Origin of the sequence: Pontibacter aquaedesilientis, assembly GCF_014773225.1 — a bacterium.
GTDB classification, from domain to species: Bacteria; Bacteroidota; Bacteroidia; order Cytophagales; family Hymenobacteraceae; genus Pontibacter; species Pontibacter aquaedesilientis.
The window spans coordinates 717,573-738,509 of the sequence record NZ_JACXAJ010000002.1; the positions used below are offsets into that span (position 1 = coordinate 717,573).

At 50.6% G+C, this 20,937-nt stretch carries 15 protein-coding genes and 4 tRNA genes; 9 read left to right on the forward strand and 10 right to left on the reverse strand.

Annotated features, from left to right (window positions below; translation table 11 throughout):
- Positions 1–68 precede the first annotated feature (68 nt).
- The gene (locus H9Q13_RS08115; RefSeq protein ID WP_224744147.1) at positions 69–773 is read right to left on the reverse strand and encodes an SH3 domain-containing protein; all 705 of its coding nucleotides are present in this window, start codon (positions 771–773) and stop codon (positions 69–71) included.
- Between the two features lie 103 nt (positions 774–876).
- Between H9Q13_RS08115 and H9Q13_RS08120 the strand changes: the two genes are divergently transcribed.
- The 4 genes from H9Q13_RS08120 to H9Q13_RS08135 all read left to right on the forward strand — a co-directional run bounded on the left by H9Q13_RS08120 (position 877) and on the right by H9Q13_RS08135 (position 2,093).
- Positions 877–949: transfer RNA gene (locus tag H9Q13_RS08120), tRNA-Lys, on the forward strand.
- Positions 950–1,006: 57 nt separating this feature from the next.
- Positions 1,007–1,079, forward strand: a tRNA-Lys gene (locus H9Q13_RS08125).
- Positions 1,080–1,195: 116 nt separating this feature from the next.
- Entirely contained in the window at positions 1,196–1,810 is a 615-nt protein-coding gene (locus tag H9Q13_RS08130) for a DUF4403 family protein (RefSeq protein ID WP_191183254.1), read from the forward strand.
- 210 nt (positions 1,811–2,020) lie between these two features.
- Positions 2,021–2,093: transfer RNA gene (locus H9Q13_RS08135), tRNA-Lys, on the forward strand.
- A 57-nt stretch (positions 2,094–2,150) separates the two neighbouring features.
- On the opposite strand, the gene H9Q13_RS08140 is transcribed toward H9Q13_RS08135, so the two are convergent.
- Positions 2,151–3,509 carry a hypothetical protein gene (locus H9Q13_RS08140; RefSeq protein WP_191183255.1) on the reverse strand — a complete coding sequence of 453 codons (1,359 nt, stop codon included), beginning with the start codon at positions 3,507–3,509 and terminating at the stop codon, positions 2,151–2,153.
- Positions 3,510–3,609: 100 nt separating this feature from the next.
- A complete protein-coding gene (locus H9Q13_RS08145; protein WP_191183256.1) occupies positions 3,610–4,374 on the reverse strand; it encodes an ABC transporter ATP-binding protein in 765 nt (254 codons plus the stop codon).
- Between the two features lie 377 nt (positions 4,375–4,751).
- Between H9Q13_RS08145 and H9Q13_RS08150 the strand changes: the two genes are divergently transcribed.
- Both H9Q13_RS08150 and H9Q13_RS08155 read left to right on the forward strand, forming a co-directional pair.
- On the forward strand, positions 4,752–7,019 hold the full coding sequence (locus H9Q13_RS08150; RefSeq protein WP_191183257.1) for a TonB-dependent receptor: 2,268 nt from the start codon (positions 4,752–4,754) through the stop codon (positions 7,017–7,019).
- Positions 7,020–7,159: 140 nt separating this feature from the next.
- Positions 7,160–7,241 (forward strand) — tRNA-Leu (locus H9Q13_RS08155).
- Positions 7,242–7,464: 223 nt separating this feature from the next.
- On the opposite strand, the gene H9Q13_RS08160 is transcribed toward H9Q13_RS08155, so the two are convergent.
- The 5 genes from H9Q13_RS08160 to H9Q13_RS08180 are packed head-to-tail and all read right to left on the reverse strand — an operon-like array spanning position 7,465 to position 15,688.
- The gene (locus tag H9Q13_RS08160) at positions 7,465–8,982 is read right to left on the reverse strand and encodes an NFACT RNA binding domain-containing protein (protein ID WP_224744148.1); all 1,518 of its coding nucleotides are present in this window, start codon (positions 8,980–8,982) and stop codon (positions 7,465–7,467) included.
- 54 nt (positions 8,983–9,036) lie between these two features.
- Entirely contained in the window at positions 9,037–9,798 is a 762-nt protein-coding gene (locus tag H9Q13_RS08165) for an MBL fold metallo-hydrolase (protein ID WP_191183259.1), read from the reverse strand.
- Entirely contained in the window at positions 9,795–10,070 is a 276-nt protein-coding gene (locus tag H9Q13_RS08170; protein WP_191183260.1) for a hypothetical protein, read from the reverse strand. The genes H9Q13_RS08165 and H9Q13_RS08170 overlap by 4 nt, the downstream gene beginning before the upstream one ends.
- Entirely contained in the window at positions 10,071–10,454 is a 384-nt protein-coding gene (locus H9Q13_RS08175; RefSeq protein WP_191183261.1) for a response regulator, read from the reverse strand.
- 11 nt (positions 10,455–10,465) lie between these two features.
- Positions 10,466–15,688, reverse strand: coding sequence for a PAS domain S-box protein (locus tag H9Q13_RS08180; protein ID WP_191183262.1), 5,223 nt, complete (start codon positions 15,686–15,688; stop codon positions 10,466–10,468).
- A gap of 257 nt (positions 15,689–15,945) precedes the next feature.
- Here H9Q13_RS08180 and miaA point away from each other — a divergent pair, with 257 nt between their 5' ends.
- Positions 15,946–16,875, forward strand: coding sequence for a tRNA (adenosine(37)-N6)-dimethylallyltransferase MiaA (gene miaA, locus H9Q13_RS08185; protein ID WP_191183263.1), 930 nt, complete (start codon positions 15,946–15,948; stop codon positions 16,873–16,875).
- An 81-nt stretch (positions 16,876–16,956) separates the two neighbouring features.
- On the opposite strand, the gene pfkA is transcribed toward miaA, so the two are convergent.
- The gene (gene pfkA / locus H9Q13_RS08190; RefSeq protein ID WP_191183264.1) at positions 16,957–17,928 is read right to left on the reverse strand and encodes a 6-phosphofructokinase; all 972 of its coding nucleotides are present in this window, start codon (positions 17,926–17,928) and stop codon (positions 16,957–16,959) included.
- A 321-nt stretch (positions 17,929–18,249) separates the two neighbouring features.
- Between pfkA and H9Q13_RS08195 the strand changes: the two genes are divergently transcribed.
- Together H9Q13_RS08195 and H9Q13_RS08200 are read left to right on the forward strand one after the other, a co-directional pair.
- Positions 18,250–18,678 carry a tellurite resistance TerB family protein gene (locus H9Q13_RS08195; RefSeq protein WP_191183265.1) on the forward strand — a complete coding sequence of 143 codons (429 nt, stop codon included), beginning with the start codon at positions 18,250–18,252 and terminating at the stop codon, positions 18,676–18,678.
- 1 nt (position 18,679) lies between these two features.
- On the forward strand, positions 18,680–19,039 hold the full coding sequence (locus tag H9Q13_RS08200; protein WP_191183266.1) for a hypothetical protein: 360 nt from the start codon (positions 18,680–18,682) through the stop codon (positions 19,037–19,039).
- A 7-nt stretch (positions 19,040–19,046) separates the two neighbouring features.
- Here the strand turns inward: H9Q13_RS08200 and H9Q13_RS08205 are convergent, their stop codons facing one another.
- Positions 19,047–20,807 carry an SLC13 family permease gene (locus H9Q13_RS08205; protein WP_191183267.1) on the reverse strand — a complete coding sequence of 587 codons (1,761 nt, stop codon included), beginning with the start codon at positions 20,805–20,807 and terminating at the stop codon, positions 19,047–19,049.
- Between the last annotated feature and the right edge of the window lie 130 nt (positions 20,808–20,937).

The following is a 20,937-nucleotide window of genomic DNA, read 5'->3' on the forward strand; positions in this document are numbered from 1 at the left end:
TTTTATAGGAATAATTATTCTGTTCCTTCTCAAAAACATGTAGCGCCCTCAGTTATAGAAAGGAGGCCTTAGGGCAATTCGAGCAGGTTATGCTTGCGTATATAAGCTGTCTGGCCTTTCCATCTGATCTTATACCAAATGTCCTGCTCGCCGGTGATGGGCACTTTATGGCCTTGCGAGGCAGTGGCCAGCCAGGTGGCACCAGCCGATGGGGCCGACATAATGGCCACCTGGTCTTTTTTGATGATACCCTCATCGCCCAGGTTGAGGAAGTTGATGTAGTAGAGGATAAAGAGCAGGTATAGGGTAAAGCCCACTTTGAAGGTACGCGAAAAGCGGTGGCCTTTACGCCAACTCACAAACATAACCGTGACCGTGACCACAGCCGCGAGCAACATCAGTTCGAGTATGCGCATGTAATGTTTGCTAAGCTGGGTTTTGAAAAACTGCAGGTCATTGTACTCATAGCCGTTCAAACGGTGGGCCTGGCCCAATTCCTCCATCTTTTTGAGCACCGAGCGGCTGGGCTGCTTCTTGTAGAAAAGGTGCAGATAATACATAGCCCCGGTATAGTCGCGCAGACTTTCCTTGATGTAGGCCATTTTCAGCAGCATTTGAGGGGAATAGAGCTGCTGGTTTTGTAACAGCGAGTCGTATTTGGTGAAGGCCTCCACATATTGCTGATTATTGAACAGCGAATCTGCTTCAACAAGTGTTTTAGTATCTGTCTGACTATAAACTGGTTCGGTGTGCAGTACCAAAAAAAGGAGCAAAAAACCAGATATTTTGAACCAAAGATTTTGCATTTAATCAGATAGCTATTACTTTTGCAACGCAATTAAGGGTAACGCCCTTAGGAATGCAAGTTAGTAAAAAGATTCTGTAGCTCAGCTGGTAGAGCAATACACTTTTAATGTATGGGTCCTGGGTTCGAATCCCAGCGGGATCACTCTTAGAACCTCCTTATTTAGGTAAGGAGGTTTTTTTACCAACTAACTTAATTGCCGATTCTGTAGCTCAGCTGGTAGAGCAATACACTTTTAATGTATGGGTCCTGGGTTCGAATCCCAGCGGGATCACTTCTAAAAAGCCTCAAACCTGTGTTTGAGGCTTTTTTTATGTCATTGTTTTTCGAAACCGTAACCCAATAGGCAGTTTAAGGTTTATATTGCCATAGCTCACCTAAAGCTTATCTATGGAAAACCTCGTCAAGATCCAGGTACCCGTATCCATTGCCTATCCCGTTTTGGAAAGTCTGCTGAAGAAACAATTGGTAGGAGAATTCATACCTAAACCAAAAGAGGGGGTGGAGGAATCGCCCTACGCCCAGATCCTGGATATCGGGCTGACAGGCAGCAGCTCAGGAGTAGGCAACATCTTCCTGAAAGTACGGATTCGCATTCTGCGCACGATTCTGAAACGGGACCAGGTCGACCTTTATGTGCAGGCGGCACTGGGCTATGATAATACGTCTCAGGAAGTATATGTCCGGCAGTTTAGAATGGAGTCCCAGACATCCAGTCGTTTTTACAATTCCTCACTAGAGGTGCTGGTCAACAAGGTGGCCTACAATCAGATTATACAGAAAACCAGGGTCAACCTGCAGGATATTATAGAAGCGGAACTGAAAAAGGCCAACGGTTCGCTGGAAAAAGGATTGGAACTGAAAGGGCTGAAGCTTACGGGAGTAGTAGAGGAGGTGCGTGTGCAGGACATCTTACCTAAGCCCAACCGAATGTTCCTGAACCTGGAAGTGCAGGCAAAAGTAGAGGTAGACGTTTTTGACTTAGGCGAGCTAATGCCAGTATAGTGAATCGGCTTATTCGGACGGATTCAGTTTTTTCTGAAAATGATAATTTTTTATACCTCTGTTAAAGGCTTGAAAATAAGGCGTGTCAAACCAAAAATGTGTCGAAGCGTTTTAAACAGATACCAATTAGCAGTTCTAAAGTAAAGCAGGATTTTGCGGTTTAGAGAAAAACTGCTACTTTTGCAATCCCAACACAGGGAATACAGTACTGATTCTGTAGCTCAGCTGGTAGAGCAATACACTTTTAATGTATGGGTCCTGGGTTCGAATCCCAGCGGGATCACAAAAGAAAAGCCACTTAGATTAGTCTGAGTGGCTTTTCTTTTTTATGCTGATTCCTTTACTCAGTTTTATAAAGCGTCTCGAAGAGTTTGTACTTATACTGCTTGTACTCCCGCAGCACGGCTACCATGGCAAAAAGCGTCAGGGCGATTACCACAGGGTATGCCAGGTATAGCAAGGGGTGAAGCAGTGGCAAAAACAGCAGCCCCAACAGCAGAATCGAGATGAAACTATATAGGTAAGAGGTCTTGGCACTGAAACTCAGAATACCCCCCTTCACCATTTTCGGACTTGTGAACGACGCGATAATGCCTATCGGGGTGAGCACCAGCACCGCTGCGCTGTACATGAGCAGAATGAAGGTCGCCTGCTCGTGGTTGAACAGTGCCACATACAGCACCACAATCGCTGCGTCGATCAGTAAAGGCATGCGCAATGGCAGCAGGCTGGCTTTCAGGAACTCTTTGTAGTTGCCGGTGGCCCGTTCGGTTGTCAGCCAAAGGTTCTTATAGAAGCCCCACACGTTGTTAAACACATAGGTATAGATGACGAGCGGCCCCACAAACAACCACAGCGATGCGTTCTTGTCGAGCATGTGGATACCCTTGATGCTATACACGGTGGCGTCGATGCCCAGCATAAGTACTTTAAAGCCTAGCCCGAAGAGCAGGAGTTGTTTGGCCATCTTGTGGTTTTTGAACAGGCGCCATCCCAGGCTGCGGCGGGCATTGCTGCTGTAGTTCACAGTGCGGCGTTTTGGTTCGAAAGCGGCCTGCTCCAGGAAATAGTTTGACGTCAGGAAGAAGCCCAGCGAAGCCAGATGCACCACCAGCATGATGACCGTACTGATAGGCTCGAACATAGGAGCGCGTGCCTCCAGTGCTATAAAGGCACCGGCCATCACCACAGCCGCCCAAAATACGCTGCTGCGCCAGTTGATTCTGCGCTCAACAAAAATTTGGAAAGAGCGGCGCGTGATATGAGCCGTCAGGAAGACCAAAAAGCTCTGAACCAGGTGCAGGAAGGTATAGTCAGGCGATATGATGGAAAGCAGCAGCAGAAAGTTGAGCAGCACGAAGTAAAACGGCGACACCAACTCCACCACCAGCTCGGTCCAGAAGCGCATGAGTGGCTTGACAGGGTAGATGCGGTTAATAAAATCAGCCTTGGGAATGTAAGCCGGGAAAAATCCGCGCAGGATAGTGAAGGCCAGCAGCAGCAAGTTGGTATACCCCAGCATTTGGTCCACACTCATGTTCAGGCTGCCTTCCTGCGCCTGTTGCAACAAGTAGGAAAACAACCAGGCATAGAAACCCGAAAGTACAATGCCCAACGCCAGCAGCAAAACGCGCTGTATCTTTTTCTGTCTGAAATAGCTATGGAGTCTCGCCTTGCACGAGTATAAGATCAGGTCCATGTGATAAGTTAGAAAGTTTAAAAGTTAGAAAGATGTGAAGTTTAGAAATCAGAATGCTTTATCGGTAACTTTCTAACTTCCAAACTTTTTAACTCTCTAACTAATTCAACATCCAATCCATGTTGGTGTCGGCTGCGGAGGTGTGGTGCGGAAGCAGCAACTGGAACAGGGCCTGGTCAATCAGGCTTTCGCCGTTCATGGTAAACTCCTGCACCGATCCGTTGTACATCAGCTGACCGTCGTTAAGCACGCCGATGTGCGTGGCTACACGCTCCACATAGTTTAGGTCATGCGATGAGATTAGCACCACCCGGTTTGGCGTGCTGTAGTTTCGTATAAGCTGCACGAGCAGCTGGGCGGCAATCGGATCCAGGCCTGTAAAGGGCTCATCCAGGATCAGCACCCGCGGTTTGTGCAGGATAGCCGCCACAATTCCCACTTTCTTTTTCATGCCTGTGGAGTAGCCCGCAATGTTCTTGTGCAGCGACTCCTTATCCGTGAAAAAATAGTTGGTCAGGCTGCTGATGCGCTGCTGGGCTTCTGACTCCGGCAGTTTGTAGAGTTTAGCCACAAAGTTGAGGTACTCTAACCCGGTGAATTCTTCGATGAGTGGGTTGTCTTCGCAAAGGGCTCCCAAATCCTGTTTAACTTCCAGGTTACTGGTTAGATAGTCTTTGCCGAAAAGGGTGATGGTACCTTCATCCGGTTTTATGAGATCGAGAATGCTATTGAGAAGCGTGCTCTTGCCAACTCCGTTTTTTCCTAACAGGCAGTAGCACTGCCCTTGCTCTATTGTGATATCAAGCGACTGCAAAACGTGTTTTCTGCCATACGCTTTCGATAATCCCTTTATCTCGATGCTCATATATGATGATCTGGCTAAGTTTGTCAACCTGTAACTAATTGTTAATCAGGTATAAAGTTGAGTATACACCCGGAATAGTCCAAACAAAGGCCCGATGTGTCAAGCAAATAGCCCTGCTTCTCCGGAAAAACTTATGTATCTCATCTTGCTATTAGCAACATGTGTGGCTATGCAGAAGGTTTCGGAAAGAACGAATTGTTCGTTAATTTTTTCAATTATCGCCTGCTATCTGCTAACAGCCATTCGGTTGTTGTAGAACAAATCCATCATTCTATTACAGAAAATAAAAATTTAGAACCATCTAAAAATAATTTTTAAATTAATCTAAACTTTTATTTAAGTTTGTCTCGTATTAAATGGCATACCTGACATAACTTATGAAACAACTGTATCTTTTGATGATTATTTCCATCATACCCGTTATTGCACTGGCGCAGCAGGGAAGTATAAGCGGCGTAGTAAGAACCGGGGAATCGCCTGTGGCTTTTGCCAGCATAGGTATAGCCGGAACCACCATTGGTGCTACCGCCGACGAAAACGGTCGGTTTGTGCTGGAGCAGATCCCGGCAGGCACTCATCAGCTGAACGTGTCGGCAGTAGGGTATAGGCCCCAAGAAAAAACTGTCAGTGTCAAAGCTGGCGAGGTAACCACTGTTAGTATCACACTGCAAGCGCAGGATGCCCGGCTGAGGGAAGTTGTCGTGACGGGTACCATGCGGGAGACCTATTTGCTGGAGTCGCCGGTTGCCGTGGAGATCTATACCCCGAAGTACTTCCAGAAAAACCCAACCCCTGCCATATTTGAGGCACTGGAGATTGTGAACGGCGTGCAGCCCCAGATTAACTGCAATGTGTGCGGCACTGGCGATATCCACATCAATGGCATGGAAGGCGCCTATACCATGGTGCTGATAGACGGCATGCCGATCGTAAGCGCCCTGTCTACGGTATATGGCCTGAGCGGAATACCCAATAGCCTGATCGAGCGGGTGGAAATAGTGAAAGGCCCAGCTTCTACGCTGTATGGCTCTGAGGCAGTGGCAGGCCTCATCAACATCATCACCAAAAGCCCGGCCACCGCGCCGCGCCTTTCCGCCGATGTGTTCTATACCTCGCACCGCGAGTTGAATACAGACGTAGGGTATAGCAAGCAGTGGCAGAAAGCCTCCACTCTGCTAAGCGCCAATTATTTCCGTTTCAACGACAGACGCGATGTCAACCACGACAACTTTACGGATGTGCCATTGCAGCACCGCATCTCGATCTTCAACAAGTGGAACCTGAGCCGAAACCAGAACCGGGTGGCTCATCTGGCAGCCCGCTATTATTACGAAGACCGTTTTGGTGGGGAGTTGCAATGGACACCGGCCTTTCGGGCAGGGGACAGCATCTATGGGGAATCTGTCTACACAAGGCGCTACGAAATGCTGGGAGCTTACCAGTTGCCGATTCAGGAGAATGTGGTACTGAGTTATTCCTACAATGACCACCTGCAAAACGCGGCCTACGGTAACACGTTGTACAAAGGCCATCAGCGGGTGGCTTTCGGGCAACTAGTTTGGGACAAAGACCTGGCCTTGCGGCATAAACTACTGCTGGGCGCTGCCTTTCGCTATACCTGGTACGATGACAATACACCCGCCACGCAGCAAGGCGAAGGAGAAACACAGGTAAACAAACCTGCGCAGACCTTGCTGCCAGGGGCATTCGCGCAGCATGAATATAAGGCCTCGGACAAAACCACGCTGCTTACCGGTCTGCGTTACGACTATAACTCTGAGCACGGCAGCATTCTGTCTCCACGCTTTAATGCCCGCTGGTCTCCCAATGAGGACAATACCTTCCGGCTGAGCCTGGGCAATGGCTATCGTGTCGTCAACCTGTTCACCGAGGACCATGCCGCGCTCACCGGAGCCAGGGAGATTGTAATTCGGAATGAGCTGAAACCAGAGCAGTCCTATAATGCCAGCCTCAATTACCAGCGCTATGTTAACTTTGCCGGTGGCTTTTTGAATCTGGAGGGCTCGGCATTCTATACCTATTTCACCAACAAGATCGTCGCCGACTTCCTGACTGACAATAACCTGATCATCTACGACAACCTAAGCGGCCACGCCATCTCAAAAGGTATAGCCCTCAACACAGAACTGGCCTTTACATTTCCGCTACGTTTGCATGCAGGTGCTACGCTGATGGATGTTTACCAGGTAGAGCAATCGGCAGAAGGAAACGAGGAGCGGATACCGCAGCTCCAGGCACCCCGCTTCTCGGGTACCTTCACGGCTTCCTATCAGTTTCGCAACCTAGGCCTTACCCTCGACTACACCGGCAGTGTGAAAGGGCCAATGCACCTGCCTGTGCAGAAGAATGACTTCAGACCGGAGATGTCGCCTTGGTTCAGTTTGCAGAATTTACAGGCCACAAAAGCCATGGGGGAGGGCTTGGAGGTATACGGCGGCGTGAAAAACCTGCTCAACTTCATGCCGAAGCACCCACTCATGCGCCCCTTCGATCCGTTTGACAAGCAGATAGAAGTAGACAACCCCGACGGCTATAGCTTCGACACTGAATATAATTACGCCCCACTACAAGGCCGTCGATTTTTTGTCGGGCTGCGGTATACCTTGCCACAGCAGGCTAAGTAATTGTAAATGTGATCGGTGCAGGTGTGATTGATATGGCGATGAAAAATTTCAGGAAAAGTATCTGCCAAAAATCGGCTTTGGCGGGTACTGCTTGTTGCAATTCTCGAAACTGCTCTATACTTTTGCAAACCTATTTACCTGCGCACGTGGTGAAACTGGTAGACACGCCATCTTGAGGGGGTGGTGCCTTCGGGTGTGGGAGTTCGAATCTCCCCGCGCGCACATCAAAAGCTCTGTTCTTAACTGAATGGGGCTTTTTTTTTCAGGATTTTCTTCTGGACGGGGTGGCTATACCTACCTTTGGTTAGTACGATCAGGCTTATACCTGTAAATTGGAAATGGCCGCCAGCTCCTAGCCTGTTTTTAGGAGGGGTGGGAGAAGGTGACCCGACATCTTTGAGAAAATCTTGTGTATCCTTTCTGATCCTGAAAATCCTGATTCAGACTATACCTTCCGCTCAAACGGATTCTCCGGCTTTACCAGCAAGACCTTTTCCCGTTCCACAACCACAGCTCCGGCTGGGGCGCCCTTGGGTTTGCGCACCCATTTTTTGGGAGTATAGATAACAGGGCATAGCGAATCACTTTTGCGTTTGCTGTAGTAGGCAGCCAGTTGCGCGGCTTTTTCGAGCACGGTGGCAGGTATGGTTTTGCCGGCCTGGTGTTTGATGACCACATGCGAGCCCGACACATCCTTGGCGTGCAGCCAGATGTCCTCTTTGTAGGTATGGCGTTGGGTGAGCTGGTCGTTGCTCTGCGAACTTTTGCCCACCAGTATTTTGAAACCTTCCGTCTCGAACAGGCGAAAAGGGATTTCCTGCTGTGCCTGTTGTTTGGAGCCTGTTAGGTGGGGATATGTTTTCAGGTATTGCTTTAGTTCCTTGTAAGTCTTCACTTCAGCAAGTGCCTGTAACGCATCCTCCAGCACAATGGCCTCCTCTAGTTTTCGCTCCATTTTCTCCTCCAGCTGCCTTACTTCTACGTGCTGGTTCTTCGCCTTGCGGTAGAGGCGCTCTGCCTGCTTCTGAGGCGACTCGTTGCTCTTTAGCTTAAAGGTGCGTGTCTGGTCGGTATAGAAGTCGTAAAGCTCCACCTCCGTAGCCCGAGGCGGTATGTTGGTCAGGTTCGCCATCAGGATATCCGCAGTCTGGGAGTAGGAGCGGTTGTGGCGCATGTCCAGAAGCCGCGCTTCGGTTTGCTCCAGCACCGCCTGGGTCATATGCTGCTTTTTCAGGAGTTGTTGCTGTAGCTGCGCATACTGCTGCTCAAAACCTGTTTCTGTCAGGTATAGGCGGGTATACGCATTAAGCACCTCAATAGGGTCTTGGTATACCTGTCTCACTTCCCCAACTTCCAGCAACGACAGACGCGTTTTCCCGGCTAGCTTTACCAGGTAGTAGGCAGTCGGGTTTTCCAGCTCGTCGAGCATATCCTGCACCAGCTCCCATTTACCCTCTAGTGAGGCATTCGCGTATCCCTTGTTCTCCAGGTATAGCGCAGGTATATCACCGAAGGTAGGGTATACCTGGCGCACATTCCCCGCTGCTGCCGCGAAGGCTTCGAAGTTCTGCCGGATGGGCCGATCCATTTTGAGTGGGTCAAGCTCCAGGTCGGGACTAAATTTCTTGTGAAAAACCTTGAGCGGTTCTTCTCCCTGGAACAGCACTACGTTAGAGCGATTCCCGAACAACTTAAAAAGCAGGGTAAAGTCGTTGCTGAGCCGAAGGTAAAAACTGCGCTCGTTAAGGTGTTGTACTACCTCTTGTACAACAGCACCCTGTATTTCTTTAAATAAACTGACACTGTTGGCGCGTGCCCGCTTGAAATCAGCAGGGAAGGAAAGGGATGAAAACTGGGAGGTCAGAATCGCCCGGATGTAAAGTTCTTTCTCTGCCGCAGCCAGTCCGATAACCAGCTCGTCTTTGTTTTGGCTGAAACAGGAAATAACCTCCAGCCCTGCCAAAAGGGGCTGTAGCTGTGCTGTTAGTTGCCTTAGGAAATAATAGTTTTGGTGCATCTATACCTCAAACTGCAGGCCATCGTAGCCCAATCGAATAAAGTCGGGGAGGGTAAGCTCCACCTCGCGGTGCTGGCCCAGCAAATGGCTGATGTGGGTGAGGTAGGCCCGTTCAGGTTGCAGGTCTTCCAGTAGGTCTACAGCCTCTTGCAGGGAAAAGTGGGAGATATGCGGTTCCTGGCGCAGGGCGTTCAGCACGACTACCTTAGAGCCGCGCACTTTTTCCTTCTCCTCTTCCGAGATATAATTGGCGTCGGTGATGTAGGTAAAGTCGCCTACACGGTAGCCCAGCACAGGCAGTTTGTAATGTTTTACCCGGATAGGTGTGAAGCGTATACCTTCCACATCAAATGGTTCTTCTGTGATCGGGTGCAGCTCCACGCGAGGGATACCGGGATACTGTATACCTGAAAAAATATAGGAGAACTCCCGCTTCAGTTGCTCAAGCACCCGCTCCTCACCGTAAAGCGGCATGTCTTTGTGCTGAGAGAAATTGTAAGCGCGGATGTCGTCGAGGCCGGCGGTGTGATCTTTGTGCTCATGGGTGAACACCAGGGCGTCGAGTGTGCGGATCCGTTCGCGCAGCACTTGCTGGCGAAAGTCAGGGCCGGAGTCAATGATGATGCTTTTGCCGTCTACCTGCAGGTGCACCGATACCCTGAGCCGCTTGTCCCGATAGTCAACAGAACGGCACACTTCGCAGGAACAACCGATTACCGGTACGCCCTGCGAAGTGCCCGTGCCTAACAGCGTTATTTTCAATTGATTCTTTCCTGGTTACGGATGTCCAGATAAAGCTGGCGGTTCTTCTCGCTCAGCAGGGTTTCATCCACCGATATGGTTCTCAGGATGTCGCAAAGGCAGTTGATCTTACCCTCGAGACTGAAATACTTGTTCACAACGGCTACTTTCATGTCCTTCAATACACAGTAGCCCGCCTTAAAATTTCCCTTCTCGTAGCGCAGCACAAAATCTGACTCCGCAAAAACATCCTCCAGCTTATTTAAAAATGGCCGTGTGTACTTCAGCTCCATTTACAGTTCGCCTGTGTGCTTCTTTACGGTTTGTACCAGCATGTCGAAATCAAGTGGCTTAGGCAGGTACTCGTTGATGCCTACCTCCTTGAAGTCTTCCATGGTATAGTTGTTGGCGTTGCCGGTTACCGCGATGATGGGAATATTGGCAATTTGCTTGTCTTTGTGGGCGCGAATCTCCTTGGAGCACTCCATGCCGTTCTTGATCGGAATGTTAAGGTCCATCAGGATGGCGTCGATCTTGTTGTTTTCTACCTGCTTGATCACCTCGCCGCCGTTCTTTGCGGTCAGGATCTTGTAGTTCTGAAGCTCAAGGATCTTCTTCGTCAGGTTCAGGATCACAGAGCTATCTTCTGCGATCAGTATGGTTTTGTTTTCTGCCATAATAATATAAGCTATATAATTATTTCTTTGTAAGCTTTGCGGTAAATATCGTACTGTTGCTGAAGCTTAAGGAAGTTTTCGGGTACATCCTCAAACTTATCATGCTTTATGTCGTGCTCCAATATTTTGGCAAGTTCAGCCACCTGGTTTATACCCAGCGTAAAGCCGGTTCCTTTAAGTTGATGCAATGTACTTAAAATACTTTTGTATTGTTGTGCATCGAGTTCTTTTTTGGCTTCGTCGAGCAATTCGGCCGCTTCTTGCTCAAATTCGGAGTAGAGTTGGCGGGTAAAATCATTGCCGCCGATCTCTCTCAGTTGTTCTACTATCTCCATGTCGATGACTGGTTCTGTATCGGTACTCGCCTCTTTTGAGTCAACCAGTTCGAGGGCGACAGCACCTTCGCGCTTCCAGTTCTGCTCATGCCACTTCATGATGACTTTATGCAGATCGGAGCTCTTGACAGGTTTGGAGATGTAATCGTCCATACCCTGGCTCATAAACTTCTCAGCATCTTCCCGCATAGAGTAAGCCGTCATGGCTACCACTGGCGGGCAGGCTGATCCCAGCTTCTCCTTGATGATGGAAGTGGCCGTAATGCCGTCCATCTCCGGCATCTGGATGTCCATAAAGATCATGTGGTAGCCGTTGTTCAGGGCCCTGTCGATGGCTTCGTAGCCATTGGAGGCCACATCGGTGTTACAGCCCAGACGCTCCAACAGCTTGAAGGCCACTTTCTGGTTTATTTGGTTATCGTCCACCAGTAGCACATAGGGCGCAAAATCAAGCGACTCTACTTCGGCGTTCTGCAGCTGCAGGCGTTGGATCTGCGCCTCCACCTCATCGCTGTTGGCTTCTTTCACTTTAATGGTAAACCAGAACGTGCTGCCCTGTCCCGGAGTGGATTCGACCCCGATGCTGCCACCCAGCAGGTGTGTGAGTTGTTTAGATATGGCCAGCCCAAGCCCGGTTCCCCCAAATGTCTTCGTTGAGGAGTTGTCGAGCTGCGTAAAGTCAGTGAAAAGCAGTTTCTGGTCTTTTTCTGTTATACCTATACCTGAGTCCTTCACGCGCACACTCAGTACATACTCTCCTTTTTTCTTGAGCGGTTGGGCATCCACGCTGATGTTCACTTCGCCCTCGTTGGTAAACTTAATGGCGTTGGAAGTCAGGTTGGAAAGCACCTGCAGGAATCGGGTTTCATCGGTCAGGATGTAACGCGGTGTTTCTGGCGTAATGTTGTAGATAAAGTGCAGGTCTTTCTGCTGCGCACGATTCGCAAACAGCGAGTGTATCTTGTTGAGCGTGTCGTGCAGGTCCATGCCGTTTTCATGCAGCACCAGTTTGCCTGCCTGCATCTTGGAAAGGTCCAGGATGTCGTTCAGGATCGCCAGCAGGGCGTCCGACGATTTGCGCAGGGTGTCGATGTATTCGCGCTGCTCGTGGTCGGTGATGATCTGGCTCAGCAGGTCGATCATGCCGATGATGCCGTTCATAGGCGTGCGCAGCTCGTGGCTCATATTGGCCAGGAACTGTGTCTTTACCTTGAGCAGGTTCTCGGCCTCTTCCTTCGCTTTGAGCAGGGCGACCTGTGTGCGCTTCAGTTCTGACACATCGCGCACCACACCCTCCAAACCAGTCGGAGCGCCCTGCTGGTCGTAGGTCAGCCGGGCGTCGAGTAGCACGGTTTTAACAGAGCCGTCCTTGCATACCATGTCGATTTCAAAATCCCGGATGGTTTTCTGCTCCAGTACCCGCTGTTTCACCAATTCCCTGTCGGCAACATTGGCGTAGAGCTGTTCCGATGCGTGATTCAGAATCTCTTCCTCACGATACCCGAGCAGGTGTTGGATGGATGGGCTGACCAGTTCCACAATGCCATTTAGCGTAGTGCGGTAGTACACATCCTGGAAGGACTCGAAAATGCTTCGGAACTTGACCTCGCTCTGCGCCAGGGCAAGCTGCGAACGCTTCTTGTCTGTGATGTCTAGGGCTATACCTGAAATTTCCTCAAAGGTGCCGTCCTCCAGGTAGATCGGGTTCAGGTATACCTCACGCCAGCTTTCGGGATTGTGCAGATGCACCTCAAAATGCTGTGTGTGCCCCTTGAAAGCCTCGGTATACTTTGCCTGCCAGAACTCAAAGGAGTGCTCATGGAAGTTAGCAACGTTGTTGTCGTTGAGGCGCGTGTACAACTCCAGCTCCTGGCCGCTGCGGTTGAAGAAGGCGGCCGCGAAGTTTTTGTTGAAAGACGTCAGCTCAAAGTCGCGGTTGAGAGACCACATGTGATGCGAGCCGCTCTCGAAGATGGCGTTGAGGCGTGCGTTCTGGTTGTTTATCTGCTCCTCGTTGCGCTTGCGCTCAATGGCAAGCGCCACCTGGTTCGATATAAAGTGCAGAATCTCGATGTCGGTATGCACATAGGCGTTCGGGTCATGGTAGTCCTGTAACGTGATTACCCCGATAATGCGGTCGCCAATAGCTAAGGGGGAGCACAAAATCACCTCCGGTATAGCGCCGTGCAAGGTTAGGTTTTGCTCTTTGGCCAGCTCCAGCAACTCTGCCTTCTGCATATAGAGCGGTTTACCCGATTCGATGATATACTCTGATAGTCCGATCGAGAACGGCCGGCGCATTTGCGACTTCGTGGACTTGTCCACAAACTGGTCGATCAGGTAGACGAAATGCAGGTGCCGGTGATCGTTGTCGCAAAGGGCGATGAAGATGTTGCGGGTCTCAATGATCTTGCTCAACTCCCGGTGTATGGCACTGTAAAGCGAGTTGAGGTCCTTGCTGCTGATGGCCAGGTTGGCTATACTGTAGTATACCTTCTGCAGGCGCTCAGCCTTGATGCGGTCTGTAATGTCGTGCAGGATCGCCCGGGTGGCCACCGGGCGGCCGTCCTGCCAGCTGCAGGTGATGGAACCGATGAGGTGGACCGGTTTGCCTGCCTTGGTGAGGAACACGGTTTCCATTTTGTTCACATTCTCCCCCTTGTACAGGTTGCGCAACTGGTAGATCAGCTTGGCCTTGTAGTAGGGGTGCACGATATCGTTGAGCGTGAGCGACTCAATGTCGTGGTCGGTATAGCCCAGGCGCTCTTTCCAGGCCTTGTTCACGAAGATGAACTTGTTGTCTACCGAGATGTTCTGTATCAGGTCATGCGCATTGTCAAAAAGGTCCTGCAGGCGGATCTTGTTGTCCTTCAGGGCCTCCATGGCAATCCGTTTGTCGGTCATGTCCTTGCCCACGCTGGTAAGCCCTATCAGCTGGCCCTCAGGACCGTACTCGAACATGCAGTTCCAGCGCATGGTCTTCACCTGACCCGACTTGGTGATCACATCACGTTCGTAGTAGGTGTTGAGCTGCTTTGTCTCCAGTGATTTTTTGAACTCTCCAAATCGCGTTTCGCGGTCAGAGTCAGGTACTAGCATTTCATAGAAGTTCTGACCGATTACCTCCTCCCGGCTGTACTCTACATATTTGAGGAAATAGTCGTTGGCATAGGCGATGTTCCCGTTCGTGTCCAAGCTGTAGTAGATCAGGTTTACCTTCTCCAGGAAATCGCGGAAATGCGCCATGGATTCACGGGCAACTTCCTCGCGCCGTTTCGCATGCTGCATTTGCTTTCGCTGCGTGATGTCGCGCTTAAACGCCAGGATATGGTAGTGTCCGTCAATCAGGATCCGGTTCAGGGTAATTTCGGCGTCAAACGGGGTGCCGTCTTTGCGGATGTTCTTCCATTCGAAGGTGATGGGTTCGCCGGTTGACATGATCTGCTCAATGAGCTGTGCCGTTTTTACGGTGGACAGCATGCCGTCCGGTTGATATTCCGGAGAGTAATCCTTCGGTGCTTTGCCTAGAAGGTCCTCCTTTTTGCAGCGGAAAAACTGCAGCGCTTTCTCATTGCATTCAACCACTACACCATCACGGAAAAGCAGAATGGCATCGTAGGTAGACTCAAACACCTTCTTGTACTTATCCTCGGTGCTCGAAAGCTGCTGCTGCAGGTCGTGCGTGGCGATGTAGTTGCCGATGGCCGTGCCGATGAAGTCGAGCAGCGCCACAAATGACTGTGTGATTTTCGACTCGTGGCCTGGCCATACAAGCAGCAAGGCGATCAGGCCGGAGTCAGTTGTAACAGGCATCACCGTCAGGTGCTGTGCCAGCTGCTTCTCCAACATCCGGATGATGTCGGGGAGCACCTTGCGCTTCTCGGCATGGAAAAGCTTTGTTGCCTGGTCGAGCGGCAGTACAAGATCGGCGGGCAAGCCATTGGCTGGCATTACGCCCTGAGAATAAGCCAGATGGACTTTCTCTGCCGCAGCGTCGTAGGCATATACGGCTCCCCCGATCACGTCGCTCTTGTCAAGCAGTTCTTCCAAGGTGGAGCGTAACACATCCTCCCGACTGTCGGAGCCGGACAGGTTGGTAATCAGGTGGTTGACGAACTCAAGCTGGTGGTTACGGAACCTGACATTGCGCTCGGCGCCCACCGCTTCATACAGGTTTTTGGCAGAGCCGAAGATGACGGTTTTGCCATCGAAAGTACCGCGCCGCAGCGATACCTCTATCGGCGTCAGTTCCTGTTCCTTGTCGCGTAGCCACCACTCAAACCGCTGGGGCTCACCCTGCAGTGTGCTCTGCAACTGGTTGCGTAGGGCCACCCGCTCAAACAGGTTCAGGTCAAAGTTCTTGAATATTGATTTGCCGAGCAGGTCTGCCTTTTCCTGGTTAATGAGCTCCAGTGCGCTTTGGTTGATGTCGATAAAGTCACCTTCCTGGTCCAGAATGAAAAGGGGCTCCATGGTTTCGTCGAACACATTGTGATAGCCGTGGCCGACCTCGGCGAGGGCCTCCTGGGGTGCGCCTTCATTGCCGGAAAACTCCAGGCACAGGAACGAATGCCCCTGAAACTGCAACGACTGCAGTTGGCAGGCAACCCGCTGACCTTTGGCCAGTAAGGTGCCTTCTTGTCTCTTGCTCTGTTCTAGTTTTGCAATAAGAGCAGCAAAATCTCCCTCGGTTTCCAGCTCCAATCCCTGCCGGATGTTATCGCCGACTGTTAGCTGAAACAAGGCCTCTGCCTGTGGGCTGGCGGCCAATATCTCCCCGCTGTGGGAAGCAACTAGCAGCGCACTCCCATCAGGGTGTAACTGCGTGAGCACCTGCAACAGGCTACTGGCCTGGTTCGTAAGGTTTTGTGTGGTATTTCGACTAGGTATAAGGGGCATCTAATTGTCTTGCTATATGGCTGAATAACCGGTTTAAGAAACCCGAAATTCAGGATACAATTTGGGAATCAAACCGATAAATTAACAAAAAAAAACGATTGGATAGCATGTTTTGCTACTCGGTTAACAATAAAGCCTTTTAATTTGTGCTCCTTTGCACAGATATTTTGCACTGCTTACTTTTAGTGCATTGGCAAGCCGCTAGGCCGAACGTGATTGGTTTGGCAGCTTTGCCTCTATTTCTTTTGATACACTGCATGACTTTCTCCGACAAAACTAATTTCCTGATCGTGGTGGTGGGCCCGACGGCTGTGGGTAAAACAGACCTGTGCGTGCAACTGGCCCGCCATTACCACACCGAAATCATTTCGGCCGATTCCCGGCAGTTTTACAAAGAAATGTCGATCGGGACGGCAAAGCCCTCAGCAGAAGAGCAGCAAGGTATAAAGCACCATTTCATAGATTCACACCAGATTACAGCGGAGTACAATGCCGGTGCCTATGAGCAGGATGTGCTGGCGCTCCTCCAAGCACTCTACCAAAAGAAGCAGACAGTTATCCTGACGGGAGGCTCCGGCCTGTATGTGCGGGCCGTATGCGAGGGCATGGACGAAATGCCCGAGACAGACCCGGCCATCCGGGAGCAACTGACCGCCCTATACCAGCAGCAAGGGATGGAGCCTTTGCTCACACAACTGCAGCAGTTAGATCCATTTTACTATGAGCGAGTAGACAAAGCGAATCCGCAACGGGTTATCCGGGCATTGGAGGTATGCCTGTCGAGTGGGCAGCCTTACTCTTCGTTTCGCAAGAAGGAGCAGCAGGAGCGGCCTTTTCAGATAATCAAAATCGGCCTCAACCGGGACCGGCAGGAACTCTACGACCGCATTGACCAGCGCATGGACCAAATGCTGGCGCAGGGACTTTTGCAGGAGGCGGAGGCCTTATACCCTTATCGGCATCACAATGCTCTGCAGACAGTGGGGTACAAAGAGATATTCGATTTTCTGGAAGGCAAGTATGACTGGGAAGAGGCAGTGCGATTGCTCAAACGTAACAGCAGGCGCTATGCCAAACGACAGCTTACCTGGTTTCATAAGTTTCCCGACTATACCTGGTTTCACCCCGACCAGTGGGAGGAGATAGTGGCATTTATTGACAAGCAAATAAGTGCGTCGCAGGTATAGCGGCTATCGTTCCGCCTAAAAACAACAGAAAAGCCGGCACATTGCTGCTACCGGCTTTTTTTGGTAAGTAAACAAAATGTGCTATACCGACAGGATATCCACCATTTTGGTGAAGTTCGGGTTGATGAGCTTCTGTTTGGTTATGGTTTCGATAAACGGTGTGTAAACCAGTTCTTTGTTGATGATACCGGCCATTTCGTTGGTGCGTCCTGCCAGCAGGCCTTCCACACAGGCTATACCTAGCTGACTGGCCAGCATACGGTCGGCTGCAGTAGGTGCCCCGCCGCGCTGCACGTGGCCCAGAATGGTTACTCGGGCATCCATGTTCGGGATGATCTTGGATACCTTGGCGGCAATCTCAGTAGCACTGCCCTCCTCATCGCCCTCGGCCACAATCACTATAAAAGATGTCTTGGACCGGCTCCAACCCGCTTTTAGGGTGTCGATCACATAGTCAATTGACGTGTCCGTTTCGGGGATCATCACGATTTCGGCTCCGCCGCCGATGGCGCAAGGTATGGCAATGTATCCGGAGTCACGTCCCATAACCTCCACAAAAAACACACGCTCATGGCTGTCCGCTGTATCGCGTATCTTGTCGATGGCATCAAGGGCGGTGTTCACGGCGGTGTCGTAGCCAATCGTGTAATCTGTGCCGTAAAGGTCGTTGTCAATGGTGCCGGGCGCACCCACGGTAGGGATACCGAACTCTTCGTGAAAGATGTTGGCACCCGTAAAGGTACCGTCGCCGCCAATGGCCACCAGGCCTTCTATACCATGTTGCTGCAACTGATCATAGGCCGCCTGGCGTCCTTCCTTTGTCATGAACTCCATGCTGCGGGCAGACTTGAGGATAGTGCCTCCTTTCTGAATGATGTTACTCACCGTCAAAGACTCCATTTTGAAGATATCGCCTTTGATCATGCCGTTATAGCCTCTTCTGATTCCGTAAACTTCCAGACCATTGTACACGGCCGTCCGCACGATTGCCCGTATGCACGCGTTCATTCCCGGAGAATCGCCCCCTGATGTGAAAACACCAATCTTTTTCATAGGAGAAAAAATTAAATAAATATCGTTGGCTGTCTGTAAGCAGCTCTCTCAATTCAGTTAGACAGGTAATACCTGAAGGATTTTAACCTGCAAGGTATGCAAATGCTAATTTAAGAGGAAATAAAAAAAATATACAAAACTTTGACTGCTAAGATAGCAAAAACCGTATGTAAAAGCAGCAATGACGCCTGGGTATTTATTCTATGCAAAAAAGTCCTCTTTTCCTTTCTGTAAAAGTAAGGTCGATTGCCTGAATCTGCTCAGAATATCCGTTATTTAATTGTTAATAAATCAAAACCCTTTATAAAATCTGGGAGCTGTATGTTTGGTTTTTTTGAAAGCGAGGAAGTAAAAAAGTTAAAGAGCCACATCACAAATCTCGGGGCCCTGGCCAAAGCCGACGGACATGTGGACCCCTCCGAAATGGACTTTATCATTGCCATAGGCGAGCGGCACGGTATGAAACCGAGCGAGGTTCGCAACCTGCTGTCCCATGTGGAGGATGTGAAACCGCAGCTTCCTACAAACGACTCAGAGCGGTTTGACCAGATTTACGACCTTGTGGAAATGATGCTGGCGGACGGAATCGTGGACGAAAGCGAAATGGAGTTCTGTATCAGCATGGCGGCCCGCCTGGGCTTCAAGAAAGCCATTGTTGGCGTACTGGTCCGAAAAATTTCGGTAGGGGTGAAAGACGGCCTCTCCCGGGAAGACATCAAAAAGGAAACCCAGGCATTTCTGAACTATTAGTTTGAATAGCACGAGAAGCGGCACGAAAAATCTGCGCTTATGGAACAGTGCGGTCCTGGTAGGGTATGCCTTCCTGCTGGTCCTGCTGGCCTTTGTGTTCTTTTCGCCTGAAATAGAGACAGCCCCCTACCGGAAACCATACCTGTCTGTGGATTTTATCGTGCGCTTTTCCGCCTTCTGGTTCGTCAGTTTTCTGCTCACGATCCTGGTATACCTCTCCAACATAAGCCTCAATTACCTCTGGCTACCCCGGGCCGACAAACTGGTGGCGGTGCGTGCCGGTAAACTGATTCTCGGGCTGGGGCTTACGGGAGCAGCCACCGTGCTAACGGTTTTGGTTCTCCTGAGCACCTTCCGTTAAGCTGATGCTACATCGGCCAGAAGACCGGAACCAACAGCAGAATGACTATAATAAGCAACAAGGTTAGCGGGGATCCAATTTTTATGAAATCCCAAAAACGGTATTTGCCCGGGCTATAGACCAAGATGCAAGCCGGCTCGAAAGGCGTAACGAGCGAAACCGAAGCAGCCAGCATAATGGCAATGGCAAAGGCTCTCGGGTCGGCGCCCACCTCTACGGCAGCCCGCAACGCCACAGGTATAATGACAAGCGCCGCCGCCGCGTTAGACATGGGTTGGGTAAGCAGGACGGTCAGCACCACAAATCCAGCGAGTATCCCGATCTTGCCTCCCAGTGGTGCCATCACATCCACGATGCCGTGCGCCATAAAATCTGCAGCGCCTGAGTTTTCCATGGCGGTGCCAAAGGCCGTCATACCCCCGATCAGGATTAGCAGACGCCAGTCAATAGCGCTATAGGCTTTCTCGGTGCTGATGCAGCGCAGCAATATACTGATGACGGCAGCCGATAGAAACGCGATTGACAGCGGAAGCAATTTAAGAGTGCCAGCCAGTATCGCCAACAGGAAACACCCGATTACGATCAGCCCTTTTCTTTTCTTATAGAGCACCGGCTCAAATTCATCCAGCACGGTAATGTGGTTGGAGCTTCTGATCTGATCGAAGCGCTGCGGGGAGCCCTGTACCAGCAGCACGTCTCCCATTTTAAGGCGTATACTCCCGATCTTATCCCGAAGCGTATCGCCATGGCGGGACGCGGCCAGTACCACCAGTCCGAAACGCCTCAGAAACTCCGACTCCTTGATGGTGCGGTTGATCAGGTTCGATTGCCTGGTAACCATCACCTCTGCCAGCCTGATATTCTCCGTTTCGAGGTCTTGAGATGCCAACACATCGGCCATGATCTTCAGCCCCTCCGTTTCTTTCACTTTCATCAAGGTGTCCACATCGCCTTCCACCAGCAAAACGTCTTGCTCGCGGATGCGTGTCCGGAAATCGGGTAAAAAATTATCCTGGCCGCGAATCACGTTCAGCATCCGGAGGTTTAGCTTGGTCAGGTCGGAGGAAAACACCAATTGCCCGATGAGCGGCGAGTCAGGCATCACCACCACTTCCGATAGGTATTTTTGCAGCTTATACTCTTCGGCAAGTTCTTGGTCATCGTAGTTTGGCAACATGCGCTGACCAATGGTCATCATGTAGACGATACCCACCAGAAAGATGATAAAGCCTATACCTGAAATCTCGAACAGCCCGATTGGGGTCAGTCCTGACTTGGCAATGTAACCACTTACGGCCACGTTGGTGGAAGTACCGATCAGGGTGCAGGTACCCCCAAGGATGGCAGCGTAGGCCAGCGGCATCAATAGCTTGGAAGCACTCACACTGATGCGTTTGGACAGGCCAACGAGCGGAGTCAGGAACATGGCGGTTACAGTCGTGTTGTTCATGAAAGCCGATACTATCCCTGTCACCAGCATGATGATCAGGAGCATCAGGTTATTGCTCCGTTGTGCCAGCCGCACGAGGCGCACGACTGCGAAGTCGAGGATGCCCGTCTCCTCCAAGGCAGCACTGAGGATAAAGATAGAGGCAATGATGATGATGAAGTCACTGCTGAAGCCGGCGAAAGCTTCTTCGGGAGAGATAATGCGAAGGCTCGCCAAAATAATGAGCATAAGCAGTGTTACCAGCTCAATAGAGATCTTCTCGGTGGCAAAAAGCACCACCGCTGTCACCAGCAACGTCAGCACAATGGCTATTTCCATAAAAGCTCAGCTTATAAATGTCCCCTGCTTTACTCCTATAATAATAGCATAAATAATATTATAGCAATAGAGGAACTTCGGCTTTTACGTGCCAAAGCCGCCCATGATGGTGCTTTTGAAAAATATTTGT

Bases quoted from the DNA above. Each gene is read 5' to 3' on its own strand.
- H9Q13_RS08130 (WP_191183254.1), top strand. From the start codon at position 1,196: ATGGAAAACCTCGTCAAGATCCAGGTACCCGTATCCATTGCCTATCCC.
- H9Q13_RS08140 (WP_191183255.1), bottom strand. From the start codon at position 3,509: ATGGACCTGATCTTATACTCGTGCAAGGCGAGACTCCATAGCTATTTC.
- H9Q13_RS08145 (WP_191183256.1), bottom strand. From the start codon at position 4,374: ATGAGCATCGAGATAAAGGGATTATCGAAAGCGTATGGCAGAAAACAC.
- H9Q13_RS08150 (WP_191183257.1), top strand. From the start codon at position 4,752: ATGAAACAACTGTATCTTTTGATGATTATTTCCATCATACCCGTTATT.
- H9Q13_RS08170 (WP_191183260.1), bottom strand. From the start codon at position 10,070: ATGGAGCTGAAGTACACACGGCCATTTTTAAATAAGCTGGAGGATGTT.
- H9Q13_RS08175 (WP_191183261.1), bottom strand. From the start codon at position 10,454: ATGGCAGAAAACAAAACCATACTGATCGCAGAAGATAGCTCTGTGATC.
- H9Q13_RS08180 (WP_191183262.1), bottom strand. From the start codon at position 15,688: ATGCCCCTTATACCTAGTCGAAATACCACACAAAACCTTACGAACCAG.
- miaA (WP_191183263.1), top strand. From the start codon at position 15,946: ATGACTTTCTCCGACAAAACTAATTTCCTGATCGTGGTGGTGGGCCCG.
- pfkA (WP_191183264.1), bottom strand. From the start codon at position 17,928: ATGAAAAAGATTGGTGTTTTCACATCAGGGGGCGATTCTCCGGGAATG.
- H9Q13_RS08195 (WP_191183265.1), top strand. From the start codon at position 18,250: ATGTTTGGTTTTTTTGAAAGCGAGGAAGTAAAAAAGTTAAAGAGCCAC.
- H9Q13_RS08205 (WP_191183267.1), bottom strand. From the start codon at position 20,807: ATGGAAATAGCCATTGTGCTGACGTTGCTGGTGACAGCGGTGGTGCTT.